The 22,672-nt window shown below is 62.0% G+C and carries 23 protein-coding genes; 19 read left to right on the top strand and 4 right to left on the bottom strand.

The window, feature by feature from the left end:
• Positions 1–151 precede the first annotated feature (151 nt).
• Positions 152–1,411 (bottom strand): serine hydrolase, encoded by a 1,260-nt coding sequence (locus tag ACTJKM_RS01115; RefSeq protein WP_440659896.1) that lies wholly within the window; start codon positions 1,409–1,411, stop codon positions 152–154.
• A gap of 231 nt (positions 1,412–1,642) precedes the next feature.
• Here ACTJKM_RS01115 and ACTJKM_RS01110 point away from each other — a divergent pair, with 231 nt between their 5' ends.
• Positions 1,643–2,683, top strand: coding sequence for a polysaccharide deacetylase family protein (locus tag ACTJKM_RS01110; RefSeq protein WP_057251091.1), 1,041 nt, complete (start codon positions 1,643–1,645; stop codon positions 2,681–2,683).
• 11 nt (positions 2,684–2,694) lie between these two features.
• Here ACTJKM_RS01110 and pdxH read toward each other — a convergent pair whose 3' ends face one another.
• The gene (gene pdxH, locus ACTJKM_RS01105) at positions 2,695–3,315 is read right to left on the bottom strand and encodes a pyridoxamine 5'-phosphate oxidase (protein ID WP_057250709.1); all 621 of its coding nucleotides are present in this window, start codon (positions 3,313–3,315) and stop codon (positions 2,695–2,697) included.
• Positions 3,316–3,456: 141 nt separating this feature from the next.
• Here pdxH and ACTJKM_RS01100 point away from each other — a divergent pair, with 141 nt between their 5' ends.
• The 4 genes from ACTJKM_RS01100 (at position 3,457) to ACTJKM_RS01085 (ending at position 6,883) form a co-directional block, all read left to right on the top strand.
• Positions 3,457–3,909, top strand: coding sequence for an RT0821/Lpp0805 family surface protein (locus tag ACTJKM_RS01100; protein WP_057250707.1), 453 nt, complete (start codon positions 3,457–3,459; stop codon positions 3,907–3,909).
• Between the two features lie 208 nt (positions 3,910–4,117).
• Positions 4,118–5,224 (top strand): DnaJ C-terminal domain-containing protein, encoded by a 1,107-nt coding sequence (locus tag ACTJKM_RS01095; protein WP_057250705.1) that lies wholly within the window; start codon positions 4,118–4,120, stop codon positions 5,222–5,224.
• A gap of 208 nt (positions 5,225–5,432) precedes the next feature.
• Positions 5,433–6,251, top strand: a complete 819-nt coding sequence (gene fabI, locus ACTJKM_RS01090) for an enoyl-ACP reductase FabI (protein WP_057250703.1) — start codon at positions 5,433–5,435, stop codon at positions 6,249–6,251.
• 47 nt (positions 6,252–6,298) lie between these two features.
• Positions 6,299–6,883 carry a histidine phosphatase family protein gene (locus ACTJKM_RS01085; protein WP_058320385.1) on the top strand — a complete coding sequence of 195 codons (585 nt, stop codon included), beginning with the start codon at positions 6,299–6,301 and terminating at the stop codon, positions 6,881–6,883.
• Between the two features lie 94 nt (positions 6,884–6,977).
• Here the strand turns inward: ACTJKM_RS01085 and ACTJKM_RS01080 are convergent, their stop codons facing one another.
• A complete protein-coding gene (locus ACTJKM_RS01080) occupies positions 6,978–7,238 on the bottom strand; it encodes a DUF1344 domain-containing protein (RefSeq protein ID WP_057250698.1) in 261 nt (86 codons plus the stop codon).
• Between the two features lie 295 nt (positions 7,239–7,533).
• Between ACTJKM_RS01080 and ACTJKM_RS01075 the strand changes: the two genes are divergently transcribed.
• The 3 genes from ACTJKM_RS01075 (at position 7,534) to ribB (ending at position 13,150) form a co-directional block, all read left to right on the top strand.
• The gene (locus ACTJKM_RS01075; RefSeq protein WP_425986469.1) at positions 7,534–10,707 is read left to right on the top strand and encodes a bifunctional diguanylate cyclase/phosphodiesterase; all 3,174 of its coding nucleotides are present in this window, start codon (positions 7,534–7,536) and stop codon (positions 10,705–10,707) included.
• 115 nt (positions 10,708–10,822) lie between these two features.
• On the top strand, positions 10,823–11,923 hold the full coding sequence (aroC, locus tag ACTJKM_RS01070; RefSeq protein ID WP_058320384.1) for a chorismate synthase: 1,101 nt from the start codon (positions 10,823–10,825) through the stop codon (positions 11,921–11,923).
• Positions 11,924–12,049: 126 nt separating this feature from the next.
• Complete coding sequence (ribB, locus tag ACTJKM_RS01065) at positions 12,050–13,150, top strand: 3,4-dihydroxy-2-butanone-4-phosphate synthase (protein WP_112995322.1); 1,101 nt, start codon at positions 12,050–12,052, stop codon at positions 13,148–13,150.
• Between the two features lie 134 nt (positions 13,151–13,284).
• On the opposite strand, the gene ACTJKM_RS01060 is transcribed toward ribB, so the two are convergent.
• Complete coding sequence (locus tag ACTJKM_RS01060) at positions 13,285–13,839, bottom strand: invasion associated locus B family protein (RefSeq protein ID WP_373419799.1); 555 nt, start codon at positions 13,837–13,839, stop codon at positions 13,285–13,287.
• Positions 13,840–14,180: 341 nt separating this feature from the next.
• Here ACTJKM_RS01060 and coxB point away from each other — a divergent pair, with 341 nt between their 5' ends.
• The 11 genes from coxB to ispH all read left to right on the top strand — a co-directional run bounded on the left by coxB (position 14,181) and on the right by ispH (position 22,656).
• Entirely contained in the window at positions 14,181–15,062 is an 882-nt protein-coding gene (gene coxB, locus ACTJKM_RS01055; RefSeq protein ID WP_440659836.1) for a cytochrome c oxidase subunit II, read from the top strand.
• A gap of 20 nt (positions 15,063–15,082) precedes the next feature.
• Entirely contained in the window at positions 15,083–16,771 is a 1,689-nt protein-coding gene (gene ctaD / locus ACTJKM_RS01050; RefSeq protein ID WP_057250686.1) for a cytochrome c oxidase subunit I, read from the top strand.
• A 98-nt stretch (positions 16,772–16,869) separates the two neighbouring features.
• Positions 16,870–17,826 carry a heme o synthase gene (locus ACTJKM_RS01045; protein WP_112995466.1) on the top strand — a complete coding sequence of 319 codons (957 nt, stop codon included), beginning with the start codon at positions 16,870–16,872 and terminating at the stop codon, positions 17,824–17,826.
• Complete coding sequence (locus tag ACTJKM_RS01040; RefSeq protein WP_043619862.1) at positions 17,826–17,966, top strand: hypothetical protein; 141 nt, start codon at positions 17,826–17,828, stop codon at positions 17,964–17,966. Before ACTJKM_RS01045 ends, ACTJKM_RS01040 begins: the two co-directional genes overlap by 1 nt.
• 11 nt (positions 17,967–17,977) lie before the next feature.
• Complete coding sequence (locus tag ACTJKM_RS01035; protein WP_057250684.1) at positions 17,978–18,571, top strand: cytochrome c oxidase assembly protein; 594 nt, start codon at positions 17,978–17,980, stop codon at positions 18,569–18,571.
• 64 nt (positions 18,572–18,635) lie between these two features.
• Complete coding sequence (locus tag ACTJKM_RS01030) at positions 18,636–19,514, top strand: cytochrome c oxidase subunit 3 (RefSeq protein ID WP_057250682.1); 879 nt, start codon at positions 18,636–18,638, stop codon at positions 19,512–19,514.
• Between the two features lie 104 nt (positions 19,515–19,618).
• Positions 19,619–20,107, top strand: a complete 489-nt coding sequence (locus ACTJKM_RS01025) for a L,D-transpeptidase family protein (RefSeq protein WP_112995324.1) — start codon at positions 19,619–19,621, stop codon at positions 20,105–20,107.
• On the top strand, positions 20,104–20,487 hold the full coding sequence (locus ACTJKM_RS01020) for a DUF983 domain-containing protein (RefSeq protein WP_112995325.1): 384 nt from the start codon (positions 20,104–20,106) through the stop codon (positions 20,485–20,487). The genes ACTJKM_RS01025 and ACTJKM_RS01020 overlap by 4 nt, the downstream gene beginning before the upstream one ends.
• Positions 20,456–21,220 carry an SURF1 family protein gene (locus ACTJKM_RS01015; protein WP_112995326.1) on the top strand — a complete coding sequence of 255 codons (765 nt, stop codon included), beginning with the start codon at positions 20,456–20,458 and terminating at the stop codon, positions 21,218–21,220. Before ACTJKM_RS01020 ends, ACTJKM_RS01015 begins: the two co-directional genes overlap by 32 nt.
• 56 nt (positions 21,221–21,276) lie before the next feature.
• On the top strand, positions 21,277–21,642 hold the full coding sequence (locus tag ACTJKM_RS01010) for a DUF1304 domain-containing protein (RefSeq protein WP_112995327.1): 366 nt from the start codon (positions 21,277–21,279) through the stop codon (positions 21,640–21,642).
• A 3-nt stretch (positions 21,643–21,645) separates the two neighbouring features.
• Entirely contained in the window at positions 21,646–22,656 is a 1,011-nt protein-coding gene (ispH, locus tag ACTJKM_RS01005; protein WP_058325492.1) for a 4-hydroxy-3-methylbut-2-enyl diphosphate reductase, read from the top strand.
• Positions 22,657–22,672 lie beyond the last annotated feature (16 nt).

Genomic DNA, 22,672 nt, shown 5'->3' with positions numbered 1-22,672 from the left:
CTGGCGAGATCGTGCGGCGCCGCGGAAGATGAGCGCGAGGAGGGATTGCTCCTTGGCTACACCGAGGAGCAATGTGACTGGTGGCCCGCCAATCGTTTCCGCAGGATCATCGCGGAAACATGACGAAGGCTGCCTCTGTCGCCGCCTCCGCTCACCCGCGTGACGGCAGCATCATGCAATCATAGGAGCGCTGCTTGAGCGCATCGCAGGCGGCCGCTGCCGCATCACGGCTCGAGAACCCGACGAAGCGGGCGCGGTAGATGGCATTGGCGCCCTTGCCGACAGCTTCAGTGTAGGGTGTGGCTCCGGCGAGGGGAGCGCCGGCTTCGGAGCGTGCCTGAGCGAGCAGCATGCGGGCTGCCTCGGCAGACGGTGCCGCTGAAATCTGGATCTGCCAACCGCCAGCTGCAGCCGGTGCCGCCGCCGTCGTTTCGATCTCAGCCACCTCGGTGGGACGTTCCGCAGGTATAGCGGCTGTGGATGTTGCCGCAATCAAAGCGGCAACGGAATCCTGCTTCGTCCGCTGGGGCGCGGCAAAGGGCATTGGAACGTCCAATGTCGCGGCCGACGTCACCTCGACCACCTTCCCGCCGCGGGTGGACGCGACCAGCTGCCGCCCGATCTTAGTCGAAGCCTTGCCGACATGGCGATCGAGAAGTGCCGCCATCTTGGCATCGCGGCTGCGCGCCGACCGCCCACCGAGCACGACGCCGACCACCCGGCGATTGCCGTCCTTGACGGCGCTGACGAGATTGAAGCCGGAAGCGTTGGTATAGCCGGTCTTGATGCCGTCCATGCCCTCGTAGCGATACATCAGATTGTTGTGGCCGCGGACCTTGCGGCCGCGGAAGCTGAAGCTCTCGGTGGCAAACAGCCGGTATTCTCTGGGAAAGTCGCGCATCAGCGCGACGGCAAGCGTCGCCATCTCACGCGCTGTCGTCACCTGCTGGCTGGCCGGCAAGCCGGAGGCGTTGGTGAAGACCGTCTTGCGCATGCCGAGCTGCCGCGCCTTGGCGGTCATCATCCGGGCGAAGTTGGCCTCGGAGCCTCCGAGCCTTTCCGCCATCGCCGTCGCCGCGTCGTTGCCTGAGCGCACGATCATGCCGAGCACGGCCTCGCGAACCGTGATAGTCATGCCGGACTTGAGGCCGAGGCGCATCGGTGGCTTGGCGGCGGCTGCCTTCGAGACCTTGATTTTGCTCTCCCACGAAAGTTCGCCGCGCCGCAGCGCCTCGAAGGTCATGTAGACGGTCATCATCTTGGTCAGCGAGGCCGGATGGTTGAGCACGTCAGGGTTTTCGGCCGAGAGGACTTTGCCGGTGCGCGCATCCAGTACCAGCGAGGCGGTTCCGGCGATTGCCGTTGCGGACCCAAGCGCGAAAGCGAAGATCGCAAGCAGGAGGCAGCGCAAAGTTTTCATGTCGATCCCCGTCGGAAAGCGCCGTCGGCCGGGCGCAAAGCTGTTTCGTTTTGTGACAAGGTGCGTGTCTTTGTTGCAACTTTAGGGCGGAATGTGGCGGTCCCGCCCTGTTTTCGGGGCCGTGGTAAATGGCCAATGAATGTCCTCTCCGTTCAACAAGGTTTAACGCCCTCGCCGTTAACTTTCCAGGCCTGTATGCCGCGGGGAAACATGGGGCCGAACATCAAGAGCACGATCGCGACAATTGTTCGCCGCGCCGCCATCGCCGGCGGACTGGAGGTCGCCGGAGGGCTGAGCCGCGTCGGGCTGATGGGTGGTGCGCGCGGCAAGGGGGCGATCTTCACGCTGCACCATGTCCGGCCGAGGCTTGCGCGTGCCTTCGATCCCAACGCCCATCTGGAGATCACGCCGGAATTCCTCGACGCAGCTTTGACGACACTGAAGCGTGACGGCTATCGCTTCGTCCCGCTCGAACAGTTGCCGGATGCGCTGGCCGCCGGAGGCGGGCCGATCGCCTGTCTTACGCTTGATGACGGCTACCGGAACAATCTCGTGCATGCGCTGCCCGTGTTCGAGCGCCATGCCGCACCCTTCACCGTGTTTGTCACTGGGGGCTTCATCGATCGAACCCATACGCTCTGGTGGGAAACGCTCGCCGACGTGCTCGCGACGAAGGAGACGCTGCGGTTCGACTTCGGTCACGGTGTCGAGACGCTGCCAACGCATACGACTGCCGACAAGCAGACGGCCTTCAATCGTGTCGCGGCGGTCGTTCATAGCCGCGATGAAGCGACGGCCATTGCATTGCTGAACGCCGTAGCGATCGAACACGGCATCGATCCGCTGGCGATTACCGAACGGCTGACTTTGGATCAGACAGGGCTTCGGCGGTTGATCGAAAGCCCGCTGGCCAGCCTCGGCGCGCACACGATCAGCCATCGCTCAATCGCGCGCCTGAGCGGCGACGACGCAAGGCGAGAAATTCGCCAGTCGGCGGAGCGTGTCGAGGCCATTACCGGCCGGCAGCCTCTGGCCTTCGCCTATCCCTATGGCGACGCACCAGCCGTCTCGGCACGCGATCATCGCATCGTCGCCGATCTCGGTTTTTCCCTCGCGGTCACCACCCAGCCCGGCACGCTCGTCGAACGCGCGAAATTCAGCCTTCATGCGTTGCCGCGCATTTCGCTGAATGGTCATTTCCAGCGGGCACGTTACGTCTCGGCGCTGGCGTCCGGCATCCCATTCCGCTTGGCGGGCGCCTGAACGGCCGCCAATTAAGGGTACATGCGCACCTTTTCCCAGCCGCCTTCGGGTGTTGCGCGACGGAACTCCATCCGGTCATGCAGCCGGAACGGGCGGTCGTGCCAGAATTCGATCGAGGTCGGGCGGATGCGGAAGCCGGACCAATAGCTCGGGCGCGGGATCTCGCCGAGTGCGTGGCGGGCGGTGTATTCGGCGACGGCCTTTTCCAGTGCGAAGCGGCCTTCTAGCGGGCGTGACTGTTTCGATGCCCAGGCGCCGATGCGGCTGCCGCGCGGCCGGCTCTTGAAGTATTCGTCTGCCTCTTCGTCGGTCACGATCTCGACCGGACCGCGCACGCGCACCTGACGCCTCAGGGATTTCCAGTGGAAGCACATGGCTGCCTTGCGGGCGCCAAGGATTTCCTGGCCCTTCTGGCTCTCGAAATTCGTGTAGAAAACGAAGCCGCGTTCGTCGAATCCCTTCAGCAAGACCATGCGGACGTTCGGCAATCCGTCGCTGTCGACGGTGGCAAGCGCGACCGCGTTCGGGTCGTTGATTTCGCTGCCTTCCGCGTCCTTCAGCCATGTGCCAAACAGGGAAAAGGGCTCATTTGATTCGGTGAAGTCACCGCTTGTTAACTCATTCGCCGCCATTATTGCCTTCCAATGCCGTGATGTCTGGCGCGGAAATGCTTCGGGATGAACCCGACCGGTGTTTCCGCATCAAAAATGTCGGAGCCTGTACGTTGACCTTCTCGAGCAGCGTGCGGCTCCAGCGAGTCTGACAGGATTGCCGTGCAAGACATAGCAAAGTGGATCGATACCAAGAAGGGGTATTCCTTCGCCTTGCTGCGTAGCGCGGCAATTTGCCTGCCGGTCCTGGTGCTTTCTGGCTGCATGGGCGCGGGCCTCGATTTCTTTGGCAGCGGCGTCGACCGCACGGTCGCGACGGGTACCGTTCCCGTCGCCAAGACCTCCGATGGCCTCTCCGACGCCGTGATGGTCCGCAATGCCGTGACATCGGCCGAACTCGGTGGCGGTAGCATCAACCCGATCCCTTGGGCCAACGCGACTTCTGGCAGCGCCGGTGTCATCAGCATCATTCAGGAAGACCGCGCGAGCGGCATGCTCTGCCGCCGCTTCACCACGACGCGCCATTCCTACGAGGGCATCGCAAAGTTCGACGGCAGCACGTGCCAGGGCGGCGATGGCGCCTGGTATCTGACGAGCTTCGGCCCGCGCGCCTGAGATAGCGCTCGGAAATTCGCGATTAACCACAATTCTCTAAAAGTGCGAACGATCGTCCGCGACGCTCATTCCAGAGCCGGTGGCGCCGTTGCGGCTAACCACTATTTAGCAAGTTCTCCAGATCATCGATGCTCAGTGGACGGGCGACAATGACGCCTTCATTCGGGGCATAAGGCGGGCATCAAGGAGAGGCCGCCGATCAGAGAAGATGGTAGAAGCCATGCGTGATCCCTATGCGATCCTCGGTGTCCGGCGCAACGCCGGGCAGGACGAAATCAAGGCGGCCTGGCGTTCGCTGGCAAAGGCCGTGCATCCGGACCATAACCAGGACGACCCCACTGCCGCCGAGCGCTTTGCCGAGGCAGGCAAGGCCTATGAGCTTCTGCGCGATCCGAAGCTCAGGAGTCGCTACGACTATGCGCGCCGCGAGGCCGAGCTTCGTCGCATGGAGGCGATGAAGGCAAAGATGCGTGGCAATGTGCAGGAGGAGGCGCCCGTCGACGCGGAGACCGCCGAGGACGCCATCTCGCAGATCTTCGGCGCCGAAGCACGTGCCAAGTCGGCCCGGCCATCGCCGAAGCCGGCGGCGAACCCATCGCCCAAGCCCGCGCCGAAACCGACAGCGGCCAAGGAGCCGGAACGCACGGCTCAAGCTGCCGAGGTAAAGCCTGAACCCGCGGCCGAGGCGCAGCCGGAAGCCGTCGCCAGGACGGATACGCCGCTCATGCAGCGCGCCGCAGCGCCCGCAGCCGAACTCGTCGCAGCCATCGTCCGGCGCATCCGCGGCCGCGCAGCAAAGACCGCCGAGAAGGTGCCCGACCTTACCGTCGATCTGGCTGTCAGCATCCGGGACCTGATCAATCGCCAGCGCTTGACTGTCGAACTTCCGGATGGCGAGAGCCTGAAGGTTCAAATTCCCCCGGGTGCCGTCGATGGGCAGACCATTCGCCTGGCGGAACAGGGTTATCGCGTCACCGGCATGAGTCGCGGCGATGTCGTCGTCACGCTCAGGGTCGATCAGAGCGGCACCTTCCGCACCCGTGGCCTTGACCTGCTCACGACCCTACCGATCGATCTGCAGGGTGCTGTCCTCGGCTGCGAGGAGCGCATCGAGACGCCGGTTGGTCCGGTCACCGTCGTCGTGCCGGCCTGGTCCGGTTCGGACAAGATCATCCGTCTCGCAGGCCAGGGCCTGCCCGGAACCTACGGGACCCATGGCGATCTCCTGGTGGAGCTGCGGCTGGTCCTGAAAGACACGCCGGATGAGAAGGTGACCGATCTGATGAAGTCGCAGCGCGACGGATTCTATCTGTGACGGTCGATTTGTGACAGTTCGCTGACACTTTGAACCAATATTACGGGGACTAACAGTTCCTGATCTCAGGCGCGCTTGAACCACCCTTGCCACTATGCCATAGGCAATTCTCGACAATTTGCCGCACCCGTTCGGTGGGGTGTCTATGACATTTGTGAACTTTGGCACCGGCGCCGGCCGTTGCTGGAAATAGTATTGGGGACTTACCATGGCTCAGGCATCCGGTCTGATGAAGGGCAAACGCGGCGTCATTATGGGCGTTGCAAACAACCGTTCCATCGCATGGGGCATTGCCAAGGCCATCCACGCGCAGGGTGGTGAAGTTGCGTTGACCTATCAGGGCGATGCGCTCAAGAAGCGCGTCGAGCCGCTGCTCGCCGAGATCGACGGCTTCATGGCCGGCCATTGCGACGTTAGCGACGAAGCCAGCATCGACGCCGTCTTCGATACGCTCGAAAAGCAATGGGGCAAGATCGACTTCGTGGTGCACGCGATCGGTTTCTCCGACAAGGACGAACTCACCGGCCGCTACGTCGATACCTCGCCCGAGAACTTCGCCAAGACGATGCAGATTTCGGTCTACTCGTTCACCGCGGTTGCCCGTCGTGCTGAAAAGCTGATGACCGATGGCGGCTCGATGCTGACCCTGACCTACTACGGCGCCGAAAAGGTAATGCCGAACTACAACGTCATGGGTGTCGCCAAGGCTGCGCTCGAAGCCAGCGTGAAGTACCTCGCGGTCGACCTCGGCCCGAAGAACATTCGCGTCAACGCCATCTCCGCCGGCCCGATCAAGACCCTGGCCGCCTCCGGCATCGGCGACTTCCGCTATATCCTCAAGTGGAACGAGTACAACGCGCCGCTGCGCCGCACCGTGACGATCGAGGAAGTCGGCGACGTCGGCCTCTACATGCTCTCCGACCTCTCGCGTTCGGTCACCGGTGAAGTCCACCACGCCGACAGCGGTTACCATGTCGTCGGCATGAAGGCGGTGGACGCGCCCGATATCTCCGTGCTCAAGGACTGATCGGCACGGCTTGCCGGTTCGACGGCCCCGCTGCCCGGAGACATGTTGTGCTGATCTATGTGATCCGTCACGGACAGACCGACTGGAATGCCGAAAGCCGGCTCCAGGGGCAGAAGGACATCCCGCTCAATGATTTCGGTCGCCAGCAGGCGACCGGCAATGGCGCAGCACTCGCCGGTATCCTCGGCACCGACGCCGCGCATTTCGATTTCGTCGCGAGCCCGCTTGGCCGCACGCGCGAGACCATGGAGCGCGTGAGGCTGGCGATGGGGCTCGATCCCGCCGCCTACCGTACCGACGAACGGCTGAAGGAGGTATCCTTCGGTGACTGGGAAGGGCACACGCTTCCCGAGCTCAAGCGCTCGGCGCCGCAAAGGATCGCCGAACGGCGCGCGGTGAAGTGGGACTTCATTCCGCCGGGACCTGATGCCGAGAGTTACGAAATCCTGTCCTGGCGTGTTGCCGCCTGGCTAAAGGACGTGACGAAGCCGACCGTCTGCGTCAGCCACGGCGGTGTCATCCGATCGCTTTTCAAGCTCTTTGGAGAAATGGAGGCCGAAGAGGCTGCGTCTGCGGCGATCCCGCAGGATCGCCTTCTGCGCATTTCCGGCGGTGCCATCGGCTGGATCTGACGGCCGGAACGATAACCCGCCCCAAAGCAATGCCAGGAAAAGTATGGAACGGTTTCCCGTCCGGAATTGCGTGATCTGAGGGACGGGTCGCTGCTTACTGTACGATTTCGAGGTCGTTGATGACCCGCTTGCCATCGACTTCGGTATAGAAGACCAGCACCTTCACGCCCTCCTTCAGGCCCTCGAAATTGAATTCTTCGGGTGCCTGGTAGCTCTTGCCGTCATCGAGCTGCAGGCTGAGACGTTCGGTGTCGACACCCGTAATGGTCGCTTCCACGTCGGCGCTTTCCGCAAGAGCGGACAAAGGCGAAAGCAAGCCGGCGGCGGCCATGAGCGCGGCAATGACAAAACGCATCTTTCTTGCCCTTTTCAACGATTCTGCGAACATTCTTGTCATCACCCTTGGTCCCCGATTGTGGCAAAAATTGCCTTGTAACTTGGCTTTTGGCCGTCAGGCCCCGGTTTTTTGATGGCCTGTCCGACGCCGCAAGACTGGACGGCGACATCGTTTTTTTCAAGCGGGGGAGCGTCGAAGTAGGGGAGGCGGAATATTGATTTCCCCATGAATCATAGGGTTTTCCAAGGATTTGTGACGAAAGCCAATCTTAAGGTTCGCTCGCTACCTTTGGTTGGGGATCGAGGGGAAAAGATTGAAGATCATCGACGTTCTGCGCCAGCGCATTCGGGCGGCAGCCAGATTTGCGAAACCATCGCTCATACCAGCGGCGATCGCCGGCCTCGTCGTGTTTGCCGGCGGGTACGTCTATGAGCGGCAGAATCGCGAAAACTTCCAGAGTGACCTCAGGATCGATGTCGAGAACGAACTGAACCTCATCGCCAACCGGTTGCAATCGGAGATAAACACCAACATCGCCGCGCTGAACGGATTTGCCAACAGCATCGGCGTGCACCCGGCGATGACGCCTGACGATTTTACCGTCATGGCAACGAAGCTTCTTCTCCAGAACCCGCAGATGGTGCGCGCTTCGGCTGCGCCCGCCGGTGTTGTGCGGATCGCCTTTCCGCGTGAAAGCCAGCAATGGTTCGTCGGCACCGATTTCAACAGGTTCGGCGCGACAAGGCACGCGATAGAACGCGCATCGTCGACGGTGAGACCCGTGATGATCGGCCCCATTCGCTTGCCGAGCGGCCGCAACGGCTTCGAGCTTTTCTTGCCTGTCTTTTCCAAGATCCAGGGACGGATGGAGCGCTGGGGCTATGTCGAGGCCATCATCGATGAAAGGGCGCTCTATCGCGCCGCGCGTCTTCTGGAGGCGGGTAGCGAAACGCCGGAACTGACGAAGGATCATCGCCACGTCGACGTTCACCTCGCGATCAGGGATATCTCCGAGCAGGAGCGGATCCAGGATGCGTTCTTCGGCGACGACGCGCTTTTCCGCAAGGCACCGGTGACGCGTCGGCTGGATCTGGCGGGTGGCGCTTGGGAGCTCGCAGCCATGCCGGTTGGCGAGTGGGACCAGCTTCCCGAAAACATCGATGCCATTCGCTTGGCGATCGCCGCCGCTGTCGCAATCGTGGTAATCCCGATCCTCTTGACCGGCGGGCTCTTCAACGAACGGCAGCGCAACATTGCCAAGCTGAAAGCGCGGGAAGGGGAGGTGATGACGCTCTCCCACCGGCTGAACCTCGCGCTCGACGCGTCCAAGATCGGCGTCTGGGAGATCGACGTCGAAACGCAGCAGCGCTCCTGGGACGATCGCATGTTCCACCTGCATGGGCTGGAGGTCCATCTGGAGGAACCGACCTATGAGGAGTGGCGCGCAACAGTGCATCCGGAGGACATCGGCATCGCCGCCAACGCGCTGTTCCGCAGCCTGGACGACGGCCTGGAATATCGCTCGCAATACCGGGTCGTGCTGTCTGACGGAACCTTGCGCCACATCCGCAACGTCGGATCCAGCCACCGCGGCGCCGATGGGCGCGCAAAGGTCACCGGCATCAGTTGGGACGTCACAGACGACGTTATGAAGACCGAGCGGCTGACTGCGGCCAAGGCCCAGGTCGATCAACAGAACCTCGAGCTCGAACAGGCACTGAAAGGTCTTTACGAGCGTGAGCAGGATCTTGAACTGCTTTCACGCCGGCTCGACCTGGCACTCGATTCCTATCGATGCGGCATGTGGGAGGCGGACCTCGATAGCGGACTGACCTATTGGGACGACCGCATGCACCAGCTCTACGGCCTCGTCTACACCGATGGGACCACCAACGAGGAGACATGGCTCACCGCGCTTCATCCCGATGATCGGGCGCCGGCGCTGGACGCGGTCAACCGCGCAATCGCGGCGGACGAGACCTATGTGCACCAGGCGCGCGTGTTTCTGCCGGCTGGCGGCGTCCGCCACATCCGGTCGGTCGGCAAGCTTCATGTGGCGCCGGATGGCGCACGCAAATTCGTCGGCATGGCGCTCGACGTCACCGAAGACGTGCTGATGACCGAGCAGTTGCGGGCAGCCAAGGCGATGGCGGATGCGAAGAACGCCGAGTTGGAGCAGGCGCGGGTACGGATCGAGCACAACGCCCTGCACGATCCCCTGACCGGTCTTGGAAATCGCCGCATGCTCGACAAGGCGCTGGAGCGGCTGGCGAGGGCCGGTGATCTCGAGGATATCGCCATCCTCCATATCGATCTCGACCGTTTCAAGCAGATCAATGACACGCTCGGCCACGCAGCCGGGGACGCCATGCTGATCCACGCTTCCGAAATCCTCCGGGCAAATATCCGGCCCGGCGATATCATCGCCCGCATCGGTGGTGATGAGTTCGTGGTCGCGGTCACCGGTGCGCCGGGCGAGGCGGCGCTGGCGGCGCGCTGTGACCGGATCATCGCCGCGATGCGCCAGCCGGTCGATTACAACGGTTTTCCCTGCCGCTTCGGTGTCAGCATCGGTGTGGCGGTGGGCCGTGGCGCGGAGATCGATGCGCGCAAGCTGCTCGTCAATGCCGATATCGCGCTCTACCGGGCCAAGGAGGCGGGCCGTAATCGTTATCAGTTCTTCACCGAGGTGTTGCAGGCCGAAGTGGTGACGGCCAAGCGGATCGCCGACGAGATCCTCGAAGGCATCGAACGGGACGAGTTCGAACCCTGGTATCAGCCACAGTTCGACGCGACCACGCTTGCGCTGTGCGGGGTGGAGGCGCTGGTGCGCTGGAACCACCCGCGTGAGGGCATCCTGACGCCGGATCGTTTCCTTGGCATCGCGGAGGAATTGAATGTCATGGCGGCGCTTGATCGCCTCGTGCTGGAGAAATCGCTGATCGACCACATGCGCTGGGCGGCCGCCGGCCTCAGAGTTCCCAAGATCTCCGTCAACGTTTCGGCGAAGCGGCTTCAGGAGGATGATCTGCTGTCCTCGCTCGAAGGCTTGAGCATCGCGCCCGGCCAGATCTGTTTCGAACTGGTGGAATCGATCTTCCTCGACGAGAGCGACGACATCGTTGCCACCAACATCGAAGGTATCAAGAAACTCGGCATCGATATCGAGCTCGATGACTTCGGCACCGGTCATACCTCGATCGTCAGCCTGCTGAAGATCAAGCCGAAGCGGCTGAAGATCGATCGGCAGCTCGTCGTTCCGGTTCTGAGCGCGCGGCGGGAGCAGGCCCTGGTCCGTTCGATCATCGAGATCGCCCGCTCGCTCAACATCGAGACCGTTGCCGAAGGTGTCGAGACGATGGCACATGCGGAGATGCTCGGCATCCTCGGCTGCGACGTCCTGCAGGGCTATGCCTTCTCCCGGCCGTTGAGCGCGGAGAAGTTCCTCGCCTTTGCGACCGACCGCGGCCTGCGCCTGGCATCGTGACGAAGCGACGGCGGCAGGCGCAAAAGTCTTTCCCCGTCCCCGGCTTTCCACTAAGAGAGGGCATCCGTGTACGAAAAACGTACGGCCGTTGCTTGCTTAAGGTCCGGTAGCCTTCATGTCGCATAACACTTTCGGTCACCTCTTCCGCGTCACCACCTGGGGCGAAAGCCACGGCCCGGCGCTTGGCTGCGTGGTGGATGGTTGCCCGCCCGGCGTCCGTTTCACGCTCGCCGAACTTCAGGCCTGGCTCGACAAGCGCAAGCCCGGGCAGTCGCGTTTCGTGACGCAGCGCCGCGAGGATGATCTCGTCAAGGTGCTCTCCGGCGTGATGTTCGACGAGGACGGCGAGACGATGATCTCGACCGGGACGCCGATCTCCATGCTGATCGAGAACACCGACCAGCGTTCGAAGGACTATTCCGAGATCGCCAAGCGTTACCGTCCTGGCCACGCCGACTACACCTATGATCTGAAATACGGCATCCGCGACTATCGCGGCGGCGGCCGTTCCTCGGCGCGCGAGACCGCGGCGCGCGTTGCCGCCGGCGGCATCGCCCGCAAGGTCGTTCCGGGGCTCGTCGTGCGCGGCGCCCTCGTCCAGATCGGCAAGCACAAGATCAACCGGGCCAACTGGGATTGGGCCGAGGTGGGCAACAACCCCTTCTTCGCGCCGGATCCGGAGATCGTGCCGGTTTGGGAGGAATATCTCGACGGCATCCGCAAGGCCGGCTCCTCGATCGGCGCCGTCGTCGAAGTGGTCGCCGAGGGCGTGCCCGCCGGCATCGGCGCGCCGATCTATGCCAAGCTCGATCAGGACATTGCCTCCAACCTGATGTCGATCAACGCCGTCAAAGGCGTCGAGATCGGCAACGGCTTCGGTGCGGCCGAGATCACCGGTGAGGAGAACGCCGACGAGATGCGCATCGGCGCCGACGGCAAGCCGGTCTTCCTCTCCAATCATGCCGGCGGTATTCTCGGCGGCATCGCCACCGGCGAACCCGTGATCGCGCGTTTTGCCATCAAGCCGACGTCGTCGATCCTCACCGAGCGCCGCTCGGTCGACAGCGATGGCAAGGAAGTCGATGTCCGCACCAAGGGCCGCCACGACCCCTGCGTCGGCATCCGCGCCGTGCCGATCGGCGAGGCGATGCTTGCCTGCACGATCGCCGATCACTACCTGCGTGACCGCGGCCAGACCGGCCGGCTTACTGCATAATTCCTTAAATCGGAATCGATTTAAGGACAAAATTATGCAGCAACTTAAAGTGTTACAGCGACCTTTGCTCGTCTACGAGACACGCGGCGCTGTAAGTAATTCGCCCTCTATTTCGGGAAGAGCACCATGTCCTATGACCAGAAGCGTGTCGTCGACGCCATCCGCGCCTTCGAGGCCGGCGAAATCGTTGTCGTGACCGATGATGACGGCCGCGAGAACGAGGGCGATTTGATCGTCGCCGCGGTGCATTGCACGCCGGAGAAGATGGCCTTCATCGTGCGCCACACGTCGGGCATCGTCTGCACGCCGATGCCGCGCGAGGAGGCGAAACGCCTCAACCTCAATGCCATGGTTGCTGAAAACGATTCTGCCCATACGACGGCCTTCACCGTCTCGGTCGATTTCAAGCACGGCACCACGACCGGCATTTCCGCCGATGACCGTACGTTGACGGTGCGCAACCTCGCCAACCCCAATGTCGGGCCGACGGACTTCGTTCGCCCGGGCCACATCTTCCCGTTGGTCGCCCGCGAAGGCGGCGTTCTCATGCGCTCCGGTCACACGGAAGCCGCCGTCGACCTCTGCAAGCTCGCAAGCCTGCCGCCGATCGGCGTCATCTGCGAACTCGTCAACGATGACGGCACCGTCATGCGCGGACCGCAGGTCGCGAGCTTTGCCGAGACCCATGGGCTGAAACAGGTTTCGGTCGCCGACCTCATCGCCTACCGCCAACGCAAGGAAACCCTGATCGAGCAGGGCGGATCCTTCGATATCGAAACACCCTACGGTGCGGCCAAGGGGCATTCCTATTCGCTGCCCTGGGATCCGATGCAGCATCTCGCCGTCGTCTTCGGCGATATTCGCGATGGCGTTGACATTCCGGTCCGCCTGCATCTCGAAAATGTCGGCGCCGACGTGTTCGGCAAGGACTGCCAGATCGATCGCATCATGAAGCGCATGGCCGACGAGGGCAGGGGGGTCATCGTCTACCTGCGCGAAGGATCGGTCGGCGTCGGCGTGTCGCAAACGGCCCGCAAGGGCAAACACGATCGTGAAGCACATGACGAGGCGCAGGCGCGCGAGAACGAATGGCTGGAAATCGGCCTCGGCGCCCAGATCCTGAAGGATCTCGGCATCAGTTCTATCCGCCTTCTTGCCTCGCGGGAGCGCCACTATGTCGGCCTCGAAGGCTTCGGCATCAAGATCGCCGGAACCGATATCATCTAAAGCTTGACGTCTCTAAATACGACAAAGCCCGGATCGTCGATCCGGGCTTTGTCGTTTGTGCCGGCGGCTGCCAATAAAAAAGCCGCGCTCGAAGCGCGGCCCTGTGTCTTGTTTGCGTGGGGTCCGGCGACCGATCACGGCAGCGCGTCGTAGCCTTCGCCGAAGCCCTTGAGATCGACCGGGATGCCGATGCCTTCTTCCGGCGACTGGAAGACGATGAAGGTCGCCGTCGCGCCGGAGCGGAAGGTCTTCAGCAATTCATCTTCAAGCACGACTTCCGCATAGCAGCCGTCGGAGAAGCAGCGCACGAAGTAGGCGCGGCCAATATCCTTGCCGTCGACATTGAGGCCGAGGCCGTTTGGCAGCAGCACGCCGAGCGGAGCGAGCACGCGCAGGATCTTCGCCTTGCGGTCCGCCGTCTTCAGCACGACCACCGACAGGCCGACTTCCGGCCGGTCCTCGGCAATGACGTTCTGCATCAGCGCGCACTGGTCGGTGGATGCGCCTGCCGGCTGATCGCAAACGATCGACCACGCGCCGTGGTTGGACTTGACCGTGCCGGGTGTTCCGGCGGGCTGCTGGGCCAGGCTCTGAGCGGGGAGAGCGAGAACGGCAAGGCCGAAGGCGGCGAAGGCCGACAGTCGCGAAAAGAGGGGCAGGCCCATGTAAACCTCAAAACGTCGAATCATCAGGGCTATTCTTGAAGCGCGCGGGAATAAATGAAAAGCCCTGCGGGGCACATTCCAGCGTCATATGGCGGAAATTGGGCGGGTTAAGGCCCTATCCCGTGTGTTGCCGCGCGAACCGCGTGCGATCGCGCCTTTAGGGGCGCGGAAGACGTCATATAAGTCGATTCGTGACGGCTTCTAAGGGGTGCCTGTGTGAAAAGATGCGTTTGTGCAAAAATGCCGCATGGGGTTGATTGGTCAGATGTTGCGGCATCGGACAAACTGTGGTTTGAAGCGCAGCAGTATCGCAGGGATTCTGCGTTCCGGTTTGATCCTGATCAAGCGCATTGGGGAGACATATTGTGAAAAACAAGGCTTATGCAGTTCTGGCAGCGCTTGCCTGTCTGCTTTTTGCTTCGAGCGCCTTTGCTGACAAGCCTGTCGATTGGCAGACAAACTTTCAGTCGGCCGCTACGGGCATCATGGAAGAAATCACGTGGTTTGAACATTATACCCTGTGGTTCATCATTCCGATCACCCTCTTCGTTCTCCTCCTGCTGGTCATCGTCGTGGTCAAGTTCCGCGAGAGTGCTAACCCGGTTCCCTCCAAGACCAGCCACAACACCGCCATCGAAGTCGTCTGGACCGTCGGTCCGGTCATCGTGCTTCTTTTCCTCGCCATTCCGTCCTTCCAGCTCCTGACCGCGCAGCTCACGCCGCCGGCCAATCCGGACCTGACAGTCAAGGCGACCGGCAACCAGTGGTACTGGTCCTATGAATATGAAGTCGGCGAAAGCCCGCTCTCCTTCGACAGCCTGCTGGTGAAGGATGAAGATCGCGCCGCCCTCGGCAAGGAAGACAAGAAGGAATATCCGCGCCTGCTCGCCGTCGACAACGAAGTTGTCATTCCAGTCGGCAAGACGGTTCGTGTCCTCGTCACCGCCGCCGACGTGATCCATGCCTTCGCAATGCCTGCCTTCGGCGTGAAGATCGATGCCGTTCCCGGCCGCCTGAACGAAACCTGGTTCAAGGCTGACCGCGAAGGTCTGTACTACGGCCAGTGTTCCGAGCTCTGCGGCAAGGATCACGCCTATATGCCGATCGCGATCCGCGTTGTTTCGCAGGAAAAATACGACACCTGGCTCGCAGCCGCCGCTACCAATCTCGGCGATGCGAACAAGGCGCTCATGGCGTCCATCGATGCGGCCAAGACCGTCGACGTCGCCGCAAACGCCGCACAGTAATCGGAAGGGGAGCTCGACCCATGGCTGGAACAGCCGTTCATCACGATCAACGCCATGATCACTCCGATCATGGCCACGCAGACCATGCGCATAAGCCTCTGAGCTTCTTTCAGCGCTGGTTCCTGTCGACCAACCACAAGGACATCGGCACGCTGTACCTGATCTTCGCGATTTTCGCGGGCATCATCGGCGGCACGCTCTCGGTGTTCATGCGCGCCGAACTGCAGGAGCCGGGCATCCAGATCTTCCACGGTCTGGCGCAGATGGTCTACGGCTTCGAGGGTGATGCTGCCATCGACGGCGGCAAGCACATGTTCAACGTGTTCACGACCGCGCACGCGCTCATCATGATCTTCTTCATGGTCATGCCCGCGCTGATCGGCGGCTTCGCCAACTGGATGGTTCCGATCATGATCGGTGCGCCGGACATGGCGTTCCCGCGCATGAACAACATCTCCTTCTGGCTGATCATCCCGGCCTTCCTGCTGGTGCTCCTGTCGATGTTCGTCGAGGGACCGGCCGGTGCCTATGGTGCAGGCGGCGGGTGGACGATCTATCCGCCATTCTCGACATCGGGCATGCCCGGGCCGGCCATGGATTTCGTGATCCTCGGCCTGCACATCGCTGGCGCATCCTCGATCCTCGGTGCGATCAACTTCATCACTACGATCCTGAACATGCGCGCTCCGGGCATGACGCTGCACAAGATGCCGCTCTTTGCCTGGTCGGTTCTGATCACCGCCTTCCTGCTTCTGCTCTCGCTGCCGGTTCTGGCAGGCGGCATCACCATGCTGCTCACCGACCGCAACTTCGGCACGGCCTTCTTTGCGCCTGAAGGCGGCGGCGACCCGATCCTGTTCCAGCACCTGTTCTGGTTCTTCGGTCACCCGGAAGTGTACATCCTGATCCTGCCGGGCTTCGGCATCGTCAGCCACATCGTCTCCACCTTCTCGCGCAAGCCGATCTTCGGCTACCTCGGTATGGCCTACGCCATGGTCGCGATCGGCGCCGTCGGCTTCATCGTGTGGGCGCACCACATGTACACCGTCGGCATGTCGCTCGACACGCAGCGCTACTTCGTCTTCGCGACGATGGTTATCGCTGTTCCGACCGGCGTTAAGATCTTCTCGTGGATCGCGACGATGTGGGGTGGTTCGATCCGCTTCACGACCCCGATGGTCTGGGCGATCGGCTTCATCTTCCTGTTCACCGTCGGTGGCGTCACGGGCGTTCAGCTCGCCAACGCCGGCCTCGACCGTTCGCTGCACGACACCTACTACGTGGTTGCTCACTTCCACTACGTTCTGTCGCTCGGCGCCGTCTTCGCGATCTTCGCGGCCTGGTACTACTGGTTCCCGAAGATGACCGGCTACATGTACTCCGAGTTCGTCGGCAAGCTGCACTTCTGGGTCATGTTCATTGGCGTGAACCTGATCTTCTTCCCGCAGCACTTCCTCGGCCTCGCCGGCATGCCGCGCCGCTACATCGACTATCCGGATGCCTATGCCGGCTGGAACATGGTTTCGTCCTACGGCTCCTACATCGCAGCCGTCGGCGTGCTGATCTTCCTCTTCGGCGTCTTCGAAGCCTTCGCCAAGAAGCGCGTCGCAGGCGACAACCCGTGGGGCGAGGGCGCGAACACTCTGGAATGGCAGCTGTCGTCGCCGCCGCCGTTCCACCAGTGGGAGCAGCTCCCGCGCATCAAGTGACGGGCAACGAACAGAAGCCGCCGGTTCCGGCGGCTTCACCCCGCCGGGAAACCGGCGACACACGGCCATTGCGGCCGGGACTTGCACAGGGACACGACATGACGGTCATCGACAATCACGAAGCAGTCGGCATGGAAGGCGTTGCGCGCCTGTCCGAAGCCTCTGCGCGCGATTATTTCGAGCTTCTGAAGCCACGTGTCATGTCCCTCGTCGTCTTTACGGCACTTGCCGGGCTGGTGCTCGCGCCGGGCCACATCAATCCCTTCATCGGCTTCATCGCTATTCTCTGCATCGCCGTCGGCGCCGGCGCCTCCGGTGCGCTGAACATGTGGTATGACGCCGATATCGACGCAGTGATGAGCCGTACCGCCAAGCGCCCGATCCCGGCAGGCAAGATCCTGCCGCAGGAAGCGCTGGCTTTCGGTCTGACGCTCTCCGCCTTTTCCGTGATCATCCTCGGGCTCGCCGTCAATTGGCTCGCAGCCGGGTTGCTCGCCTTCACAATCTTCTTCTACGTGGTCATCTACACGATGTGGCTGAAGCGCTCGACGCCGCAGAACATCGTCATCGGCGGTGCGGCCGGTGCTTTCCCGCCGATGATCGGCTGGGCCTGCGTCACCGGCGCCGTATCGATCGAAAGCATCGTTCTCTTCCTGATCACCTTCCTGTGGACGCCAGCCCATTTCTGGGCGCTTGCCCTCTTCAAGATGGGCGACTATGGCGCCGTCGGCGTGCCGATGATGCCGAATGTCTGCGGCCAGGCGACCACCAAGAAGCAGATCGTCATCTATGCCGTGCTGACCGCGCTGATCGGTATCTGTCCCACCTTGCTCGGTTTCGCGAGCATCGGTTACGGCCTCGTGGCAGCGGCCCTCGGTCTCGGCTTCATCGGGTATTCGATCGGCGTGCTGCGCATGCCTGAGACGGATGAGCGCATGCTGCCCGCCAAGAAGCTGTTTGCCTTCTCGATCATGTATCTGTTCGTGATCTTCTCCGCCCTGATGGCGGATCACCTGATCGTCAATATCTGGCTGCACGCCGGGAGTATTGCCTGATGGAAACCGTCAAGCTCACTGATGCCCAGAAGAAATCGCGCCGCGGTCGCAACATCGCGCTCGGCTTCGTCCTCTTCGGGCTTGTCGTCCTGTTCTACATCGTCACGCTGATCAAGTTCGGCAACGGCATGGTCAACTGAGGCGGGATGGCATGACGAATTCATCGGAAACCACGCCCAAACAGCGCTCGAACCGCGTCGTCGTCGGCACTTGCCTTGCCTTCGTCGCCGGCATGGTCGGCATGGCCTATGCCGCCGTGCCGCTCTACGACATGTTCTGCCGCGTCACCGGCTATAACGGTACGACGCAGCGCGTCGAGCAGGCTTCGGACGTGATCCTGGACGAGAAGGTGAGGGTCACCTTCGACGCGAACACCTCGGGCGGTCTGCCCTGGGAGTTCAAGCCGGTCCAGCGCGACATCGATATCCGCATCGGCGAAACCGTGCAGGTGATGTACCGGGCGAAGAACCTGTCGTCGAAGCCGACGACGGGCCAGGCGACCTTCAACGTCACGCCGATGCAGGCCGGTGCCTATTTCAACAAGGTACAGTGCTTCTGCTTCACTGAGACGACGCTGCAGCCGGGAGAGGAGATGGAGATGCCAGTGGTATTCTTCGTCGATCCGGAGATCGTCAAGGCGGTGGAGACCAAGGACATCAAGACGTTGACGCTTTCCTACACCTTCTACCCGCGCGAACCGTCGAAACCGGTGGCGCAGGTGAAGACGGAAGAGAACAAACTTTGACTGGAGGTCCTTTTCGGCTATGCCGGAAGGGCGACAAGAGAGAGACATTTCGGGGATTACTGACATGGCCGGTGCGCATCAGAAGAATCACGACTACCACATCATCGACCCGAGCCCCTGGCCGTTGCTTGCCTCGATCGGCGCCTTCGTCATGGCTTTCGGCGGCATCTGCTACATGCGTTACCTCGCAGGCAGCTCGCTGAAGATCTTTGGCCTCGAGCTCGCCAACGTCTGGATCCTGCTCGCCGGTCTCATCATCGTTCTCTACACGATGTTCGGCTGGTGGTCGGATACGGTGAAGGAAGCGCATGAGGGCCACCACACCCGTGTCGTGTCGCTGCACCTGCGCTACGGCATGATCATGTTCATCGCTTCGGAAGTGATGTTCTTCGTGGCCTGGTTCTGGGCCTTCTTCGATGCGAGCCTGTTCCCGGGCGAAGCCATCCAGGCAACCCGCGCCACCTTCACCGGCGGCGTCTGGCCGCCGAAGGGCATCGAAGTGCTCGATCCGTGGCACCTGCCGCTCTACAACACCGTCATCCTGCTGCTTTCGGGCACGACGGTCACCTGGGCACACCACGCGCTCCTGCACAACGACCGCAAGGGCCTGATCTCGGGCCTGATGCTGACGGTCGCGCTCGGCGTGCTGTTCTCCTTCGTTCAGGGCTACGAATACGCCCACGCTCCGTTCGCCTTCAAGGACTCGATCTACGGCGCGACCTTCTTCATGGCGACCGGCTTCCACGGCTTCCACGTTCTGGTCGGCACGATCTTCCTGCTCGTCTGCCTCATCCGTGCCCTGCGTGGCGATTTCACGCCCAAGCAGCACTTCGGCTTCGAAGCGGCCGCCTGGTACTGGCACTTCGTTGACGTCGTCTGGCTCTTCCTCTTCTTCTCCATCTACATCTGGGGCAGCTGGGGTGCGCCGATCGCTCACGGCTGATAGCGCGAGCATCGCGATCTTTATAAACAGGGCGGTTGCAGCCATGCAGCCGCCTTGTTCTTTTGGTGGCTTGTGATGATGGTAACGCGACGGGGGGGTGCGAAATGCGGGTTGCGTCGATCATGGTCATGGCGGTGCTGGCCGGCTCCGTCTCGGCTGCGGCGGCCGACGTTGCGGATAGGGTCGTCGTCCACAAGGAACGGCGGCTCTTGCAGCTCTTCCACGGTGGCCAGACGATCCGCGAATATGCGGTCGCGCTCGGCGGTAACCCCGTTGGTCACAAGCGGCAGGAAGGCGACGAGAAGACGCCTGAAGGGCTCTATCTCCTCGATTGGCGCAATCCGGGAAGCGGCTACTACAAATCCATCCACGTCTCCTATCCGGCACCGCAAGATACCAAGGCCGCGGTCGCAAATGGGGTCGATCCCGGCGGCATGATCATGATCCATGGCCAGCCCAATTATTTCGGTTGGCTGGCGTTTTTGACGCAGCGCTTCGATTGGACGAATGGCTGCATTGCCGTTACCAATGCCGAAATGGAAGAAATCTGGACGATGGTCCCCAACAACACGCCGATCGAGATCAAGCCGTGAGCGAAGACAAGGCACATTTCCCGCCAGTGGACCCGGTGATGACAGGGATCAAGGGGCTTTGCCCGCGCTGCGGCCAGGGCAAGCTGTTCGACGGTTTCCTCAAGGTCAAACCGGCCTGCACAAGCTGCGACCTGGACTATCGCTTTGCCGATTCCGGCGATGGCCCGGTGGTCTTCGTCATCCTGATCGTCGGCTTCGTCGTCGTTGGCGCGGCGCTTTGGGCGGAGGTCAACTTCAACCCACCGCTCTGGCTGCATTTCCTGTTGTGGATCCCGCTCGCGACCATCCTCAGCCTCGGACTGACACGTATGCTGAAGGGCGTCTTGATCAACCTGCAGTATCGCAACAATGCGCGCCCGGGCGAAATCGACCGTGGCTGAGATCGAAGTCAAGAAGCGCGGCCTCCTCGGACGCCTCGGCGCCTTCCTATTGCTCGCCTTCGCCTTCGCCATCCTTATCTCGCTCGGCACCTGGCAGATGCAGCGGCTGCACTGGAAGGAAGGCCTGCTGACGGCGATCCAGGAGCGTCGGTCGGCGCCTCCGGTGTCGCTTGGCGACATCGAGAAGATGCTCGCTGACGGCGTGGATATCGATTACCGCACCGTCACGGTTACAGGCACCTTCGATCACAGCAAGGAGCGGCATTTCTTCGCGACCTTTAACGGCCGCACCGGCTATTACGTCTTCACGCCGCTGACGCTCGACGATGGCCGCGTGCTCTTCGTCAATCGCGGCTTCGTGCCCTTCGAACAGAAGGATTCGTCGACCCGTCTCGCGGGTGAGCTTCCGGCCTTCGTTGGCATCAACGGCCTCGCAAGGCCGAAGCTCACCGAAAAGCCGTCATCGCTCGTTCCGGACAATGATCTCGCCAAGAACATCTTCTACTGGAAGGATCTCGACACAATGGCGTCGTCGGTCGGTCTTCCGGCCGACAAGGTGCTGCCGATGTTCGTCGATGCCGATGCGACACCCAACCCTGGCGGCCTGCCGATCGGCGGCGTTACCCAGTTCGACCTACCCAACAACCATCTGCAATACGCCTTGACCTGGTATGGGCTGGCGGCAGCTCTGGTGCTGGTCAGCGGCATTTACGTGGCGCGCCGCGGGCGATAGCCCGGACGGCGCCGCCGTGCTAACCCTGCTGAAGGGATCAACAGCGGGGAACAAGGATGGCGATTATCGCGAACACTCTGATTGCGTTGACGGGCTTGCTGCATGTCGGCTTTCTCGTGCTCGAGATGTTCCTGTGGACCGGGCCTCGGGGGAGGGCTGTCTTCCGCATGACGCAGGAGCAGGCGGAGACAACGCGGGTCCTTGCCGCCAACCAGGGGCTTTACAATGGTTTTCTCGCGGCCGGCCTGTTCTGGTCGTTGATCCAGTCGGAACCGTCCTTTGCCTTCGAGCTGAAGGTGTTCTTCCTTGTGTGCGTGATCGTTGCCGCTATATATGGCGCGTGGTTGGTCAAGCCGCGCATCCTCTTAATCCAGGGCGGCCCGGCGATCGCAGCGCTTGTTTTCCTTCTATTGGCATTCTGACCCATGGCATCATCAGCGGCAGCAAAATCCCCGATCACCATTCGCCTCTGCGGGCCGCGCGGTTTTTGCGCCGGCGTCGACCGGGCGATCCAGATCGTCGTCCTGGCGCTGAAGGAGTTCGGTGCGCCCGTCTATGTCCGCCACGAGATCGTGCACAATCGCTATGTCGTCGAGGGCCTTGAGGCCAAGGGCGCGATCTTCGTCGAAGAGCTCGACGAGATCCCGCCGGAGCACCGCAAGCAGCCGGTGGTCTTCTCGGCCCATGGCGTGCCGAAATCGGTGCCTGCGGATGCTGACGCCCGCAATCTCTTTTATCTCGACGCCACCTGCCCGCTGGTCTCCAAGGTCCACAAGCAGGCGATGCGCCATCACCGCCTTGGCCGCCACGTCGTGCTGATCGGCCATGCCGGCCATCCGGAGGTGATCGGCACCATGGGGCAATTGCCGGAAGGCGCCGTATCGCTCGTCGAAACGGTCGAAGATGCCGACGTCTACCAGCCGCCGGACCCGGACAATCTCGGCTTCGTCACCCAGACGACGTTGTCGGTCGACGATACGGCCGGCGTAATCAAGCGGCTGCACGAGCGCTTTCCAAACCTGACGGCGCCGGCTGCAGATTCTATCTGTTACGCCACCACCAACCGCCAGGAGGCGGTGAAGCAGGCGGCGCCGGGTTGCGACCTGTTCCTCGTCGTCGGCGCGCCCAACTCTTCCAATTCCAAGCGACTGGTCGAAGTGGCGCTGCGGGCCGGCGCGAAGAAGTCCGTGCTGGTGCAGCGTGCATCGGAAATCGACTGGGATGAGATGGGCGATATCTCGACGGTAGGTCTGTCGGCCGGCGCCTCGGCGCCCGAAGTGATCGTCAACGAGATCATCGAGGCATTCCGCGAACGCTATGAAGCGCAGGTGGAACTTGCCGATACGGTCGAGGAAAACGAAAACTTCCTCGTCAACCGCGAGATCCGCCATGTGCCGCTGACAGCAGCCGACATGGCCTTCGTCAACGGCGAATAATCACATTTCTTGCCCG

This window comes from Ensifer sp. 22460 (assembly GCF_052044935.1).
In the GTDB taxonomy this organism is placed as follows: Bacteria; Pseudomonadota; Alphaproteobacteria; order Rhizobiales; family Rhizobiaceae; genus Ensifer.
This window is presented reverse-complemented; position numbering and strand designations above follow the sequence as displayed.

Excerpts from the sequence above, each read along its gene's own strand:
- pdxH (WP_057250709.1), bottom strand. The coding sequence starts at position 3,315 with ATGGCGGCGAATGAGTTAACAAGCGGTGACTTCACCGAATCAAATGAG.
- ACTJKM_RS01095 (WP_057250705.1), top strand. The coding sequence starts at position 4,118 with ATGGTAGAAGCCATGCGTGATCCCTATGCGATCCTCGGTGTCCGGCGC.
- fabI (WP_057250703.1), top strand. The coding sequence starts at position 5,433 with ATGGCTCAGGCATCCGGTCTGATGAAGGGCAAACGCGGCGTCATTATG.
- ACTJKM_RS01080 (WP_057250698.1), bottom strand. The coding sequence starts at position 7,238 with ATGCGTTTTGTCATTGCCGCGCTCATGGCCGCCGCCGGCTTGCTTTCG.
- aroC (WP_058320384.1), top strand. The coding sequence starts at position 10,823 with ATGTCGCATAACACTTTCGGTCACCTCTTCCGCGTCACCACCTGGGGC.
- ribB (WP_112995322.1), top strand. The coding sequence starts at position 12,050 with ATGTCCTATGACCAGAAGCGTGTCGTCGACGCCATCCGCGCCTTCGAG.
- ACTJKM_RS01060 (WP_373419799.1), bottom strand. The coding sequence starts at position 13,839 with ATGATTCGACGTTTTGAGGTTTACATGGGCCTGCCCCTCTTTTCGCGA.
- ctaD (WP_057250686.1), top strand. The coding sequence starts at position 15,083 with ATGGCTGGAACAGCCGTTCATCACGATCAACGCCATGATCACTCCGAT.
- ACTJKM_RS01045 (WP_112995466.1), top strand. The coding sequence starts at position 16,870 with ATGACGGTCATCGACAATCACGAAGCAGTCGGCATGGAAGGCGTTGCG.
- ACTJKM_RS01040 (WP_043619862.1), top strand. The coding sequence starts at position 17,826 with ATGGAAACCGTCAAGCTCACTGATGCCCAGAAGAAATCGCGCCGCGGT.
- ACTJKM_RS01035 (WP_057250684.1), top strand. The coding sequence starts at position 17,978 with ATGACGAATTCATCGGAAACCACGCCCAAACAGCGCTCGAACCGCGTC.
- ACTJKM_RS01030 (WP_057250682.1), top strand. The coding sequence starts at position 18,636 with ATGGCCGGTGCGCATCAGAAGAATCACGACTACCACATCATCGACCCG.
- ACTJKM_RS01025 (WP_112995324.1), top strand. The coding sequence starts at position 19,619 with ATGCGGGTTGCGTCGATCATGGTCATGGCGGTGCTGGCCGGCTCCGTC.
- ACTJKM_RS01015 (WP_112995326.1), top strand. The coding sequence starts at position 20,456 with ATGCGCGCCCGGGCGAAATCGACCGTGGCTGAGATCGAAGTCAAGAAG.
- ACTJKM_RS01010 (WP_112995327.1), top strand. The coding sequence starts at position 21,277 with ATGGCGATTATCGCGAACACTCTGATTGCGTTGACGGGCTTGCTGCAT.
- ispH (WP_058325492.1), top strand. The coding sequence starts at position 21,646 with ATGGCATCATCAGCGGCAGCAAAATCCCCGATCACCATTCGCCTCTGC.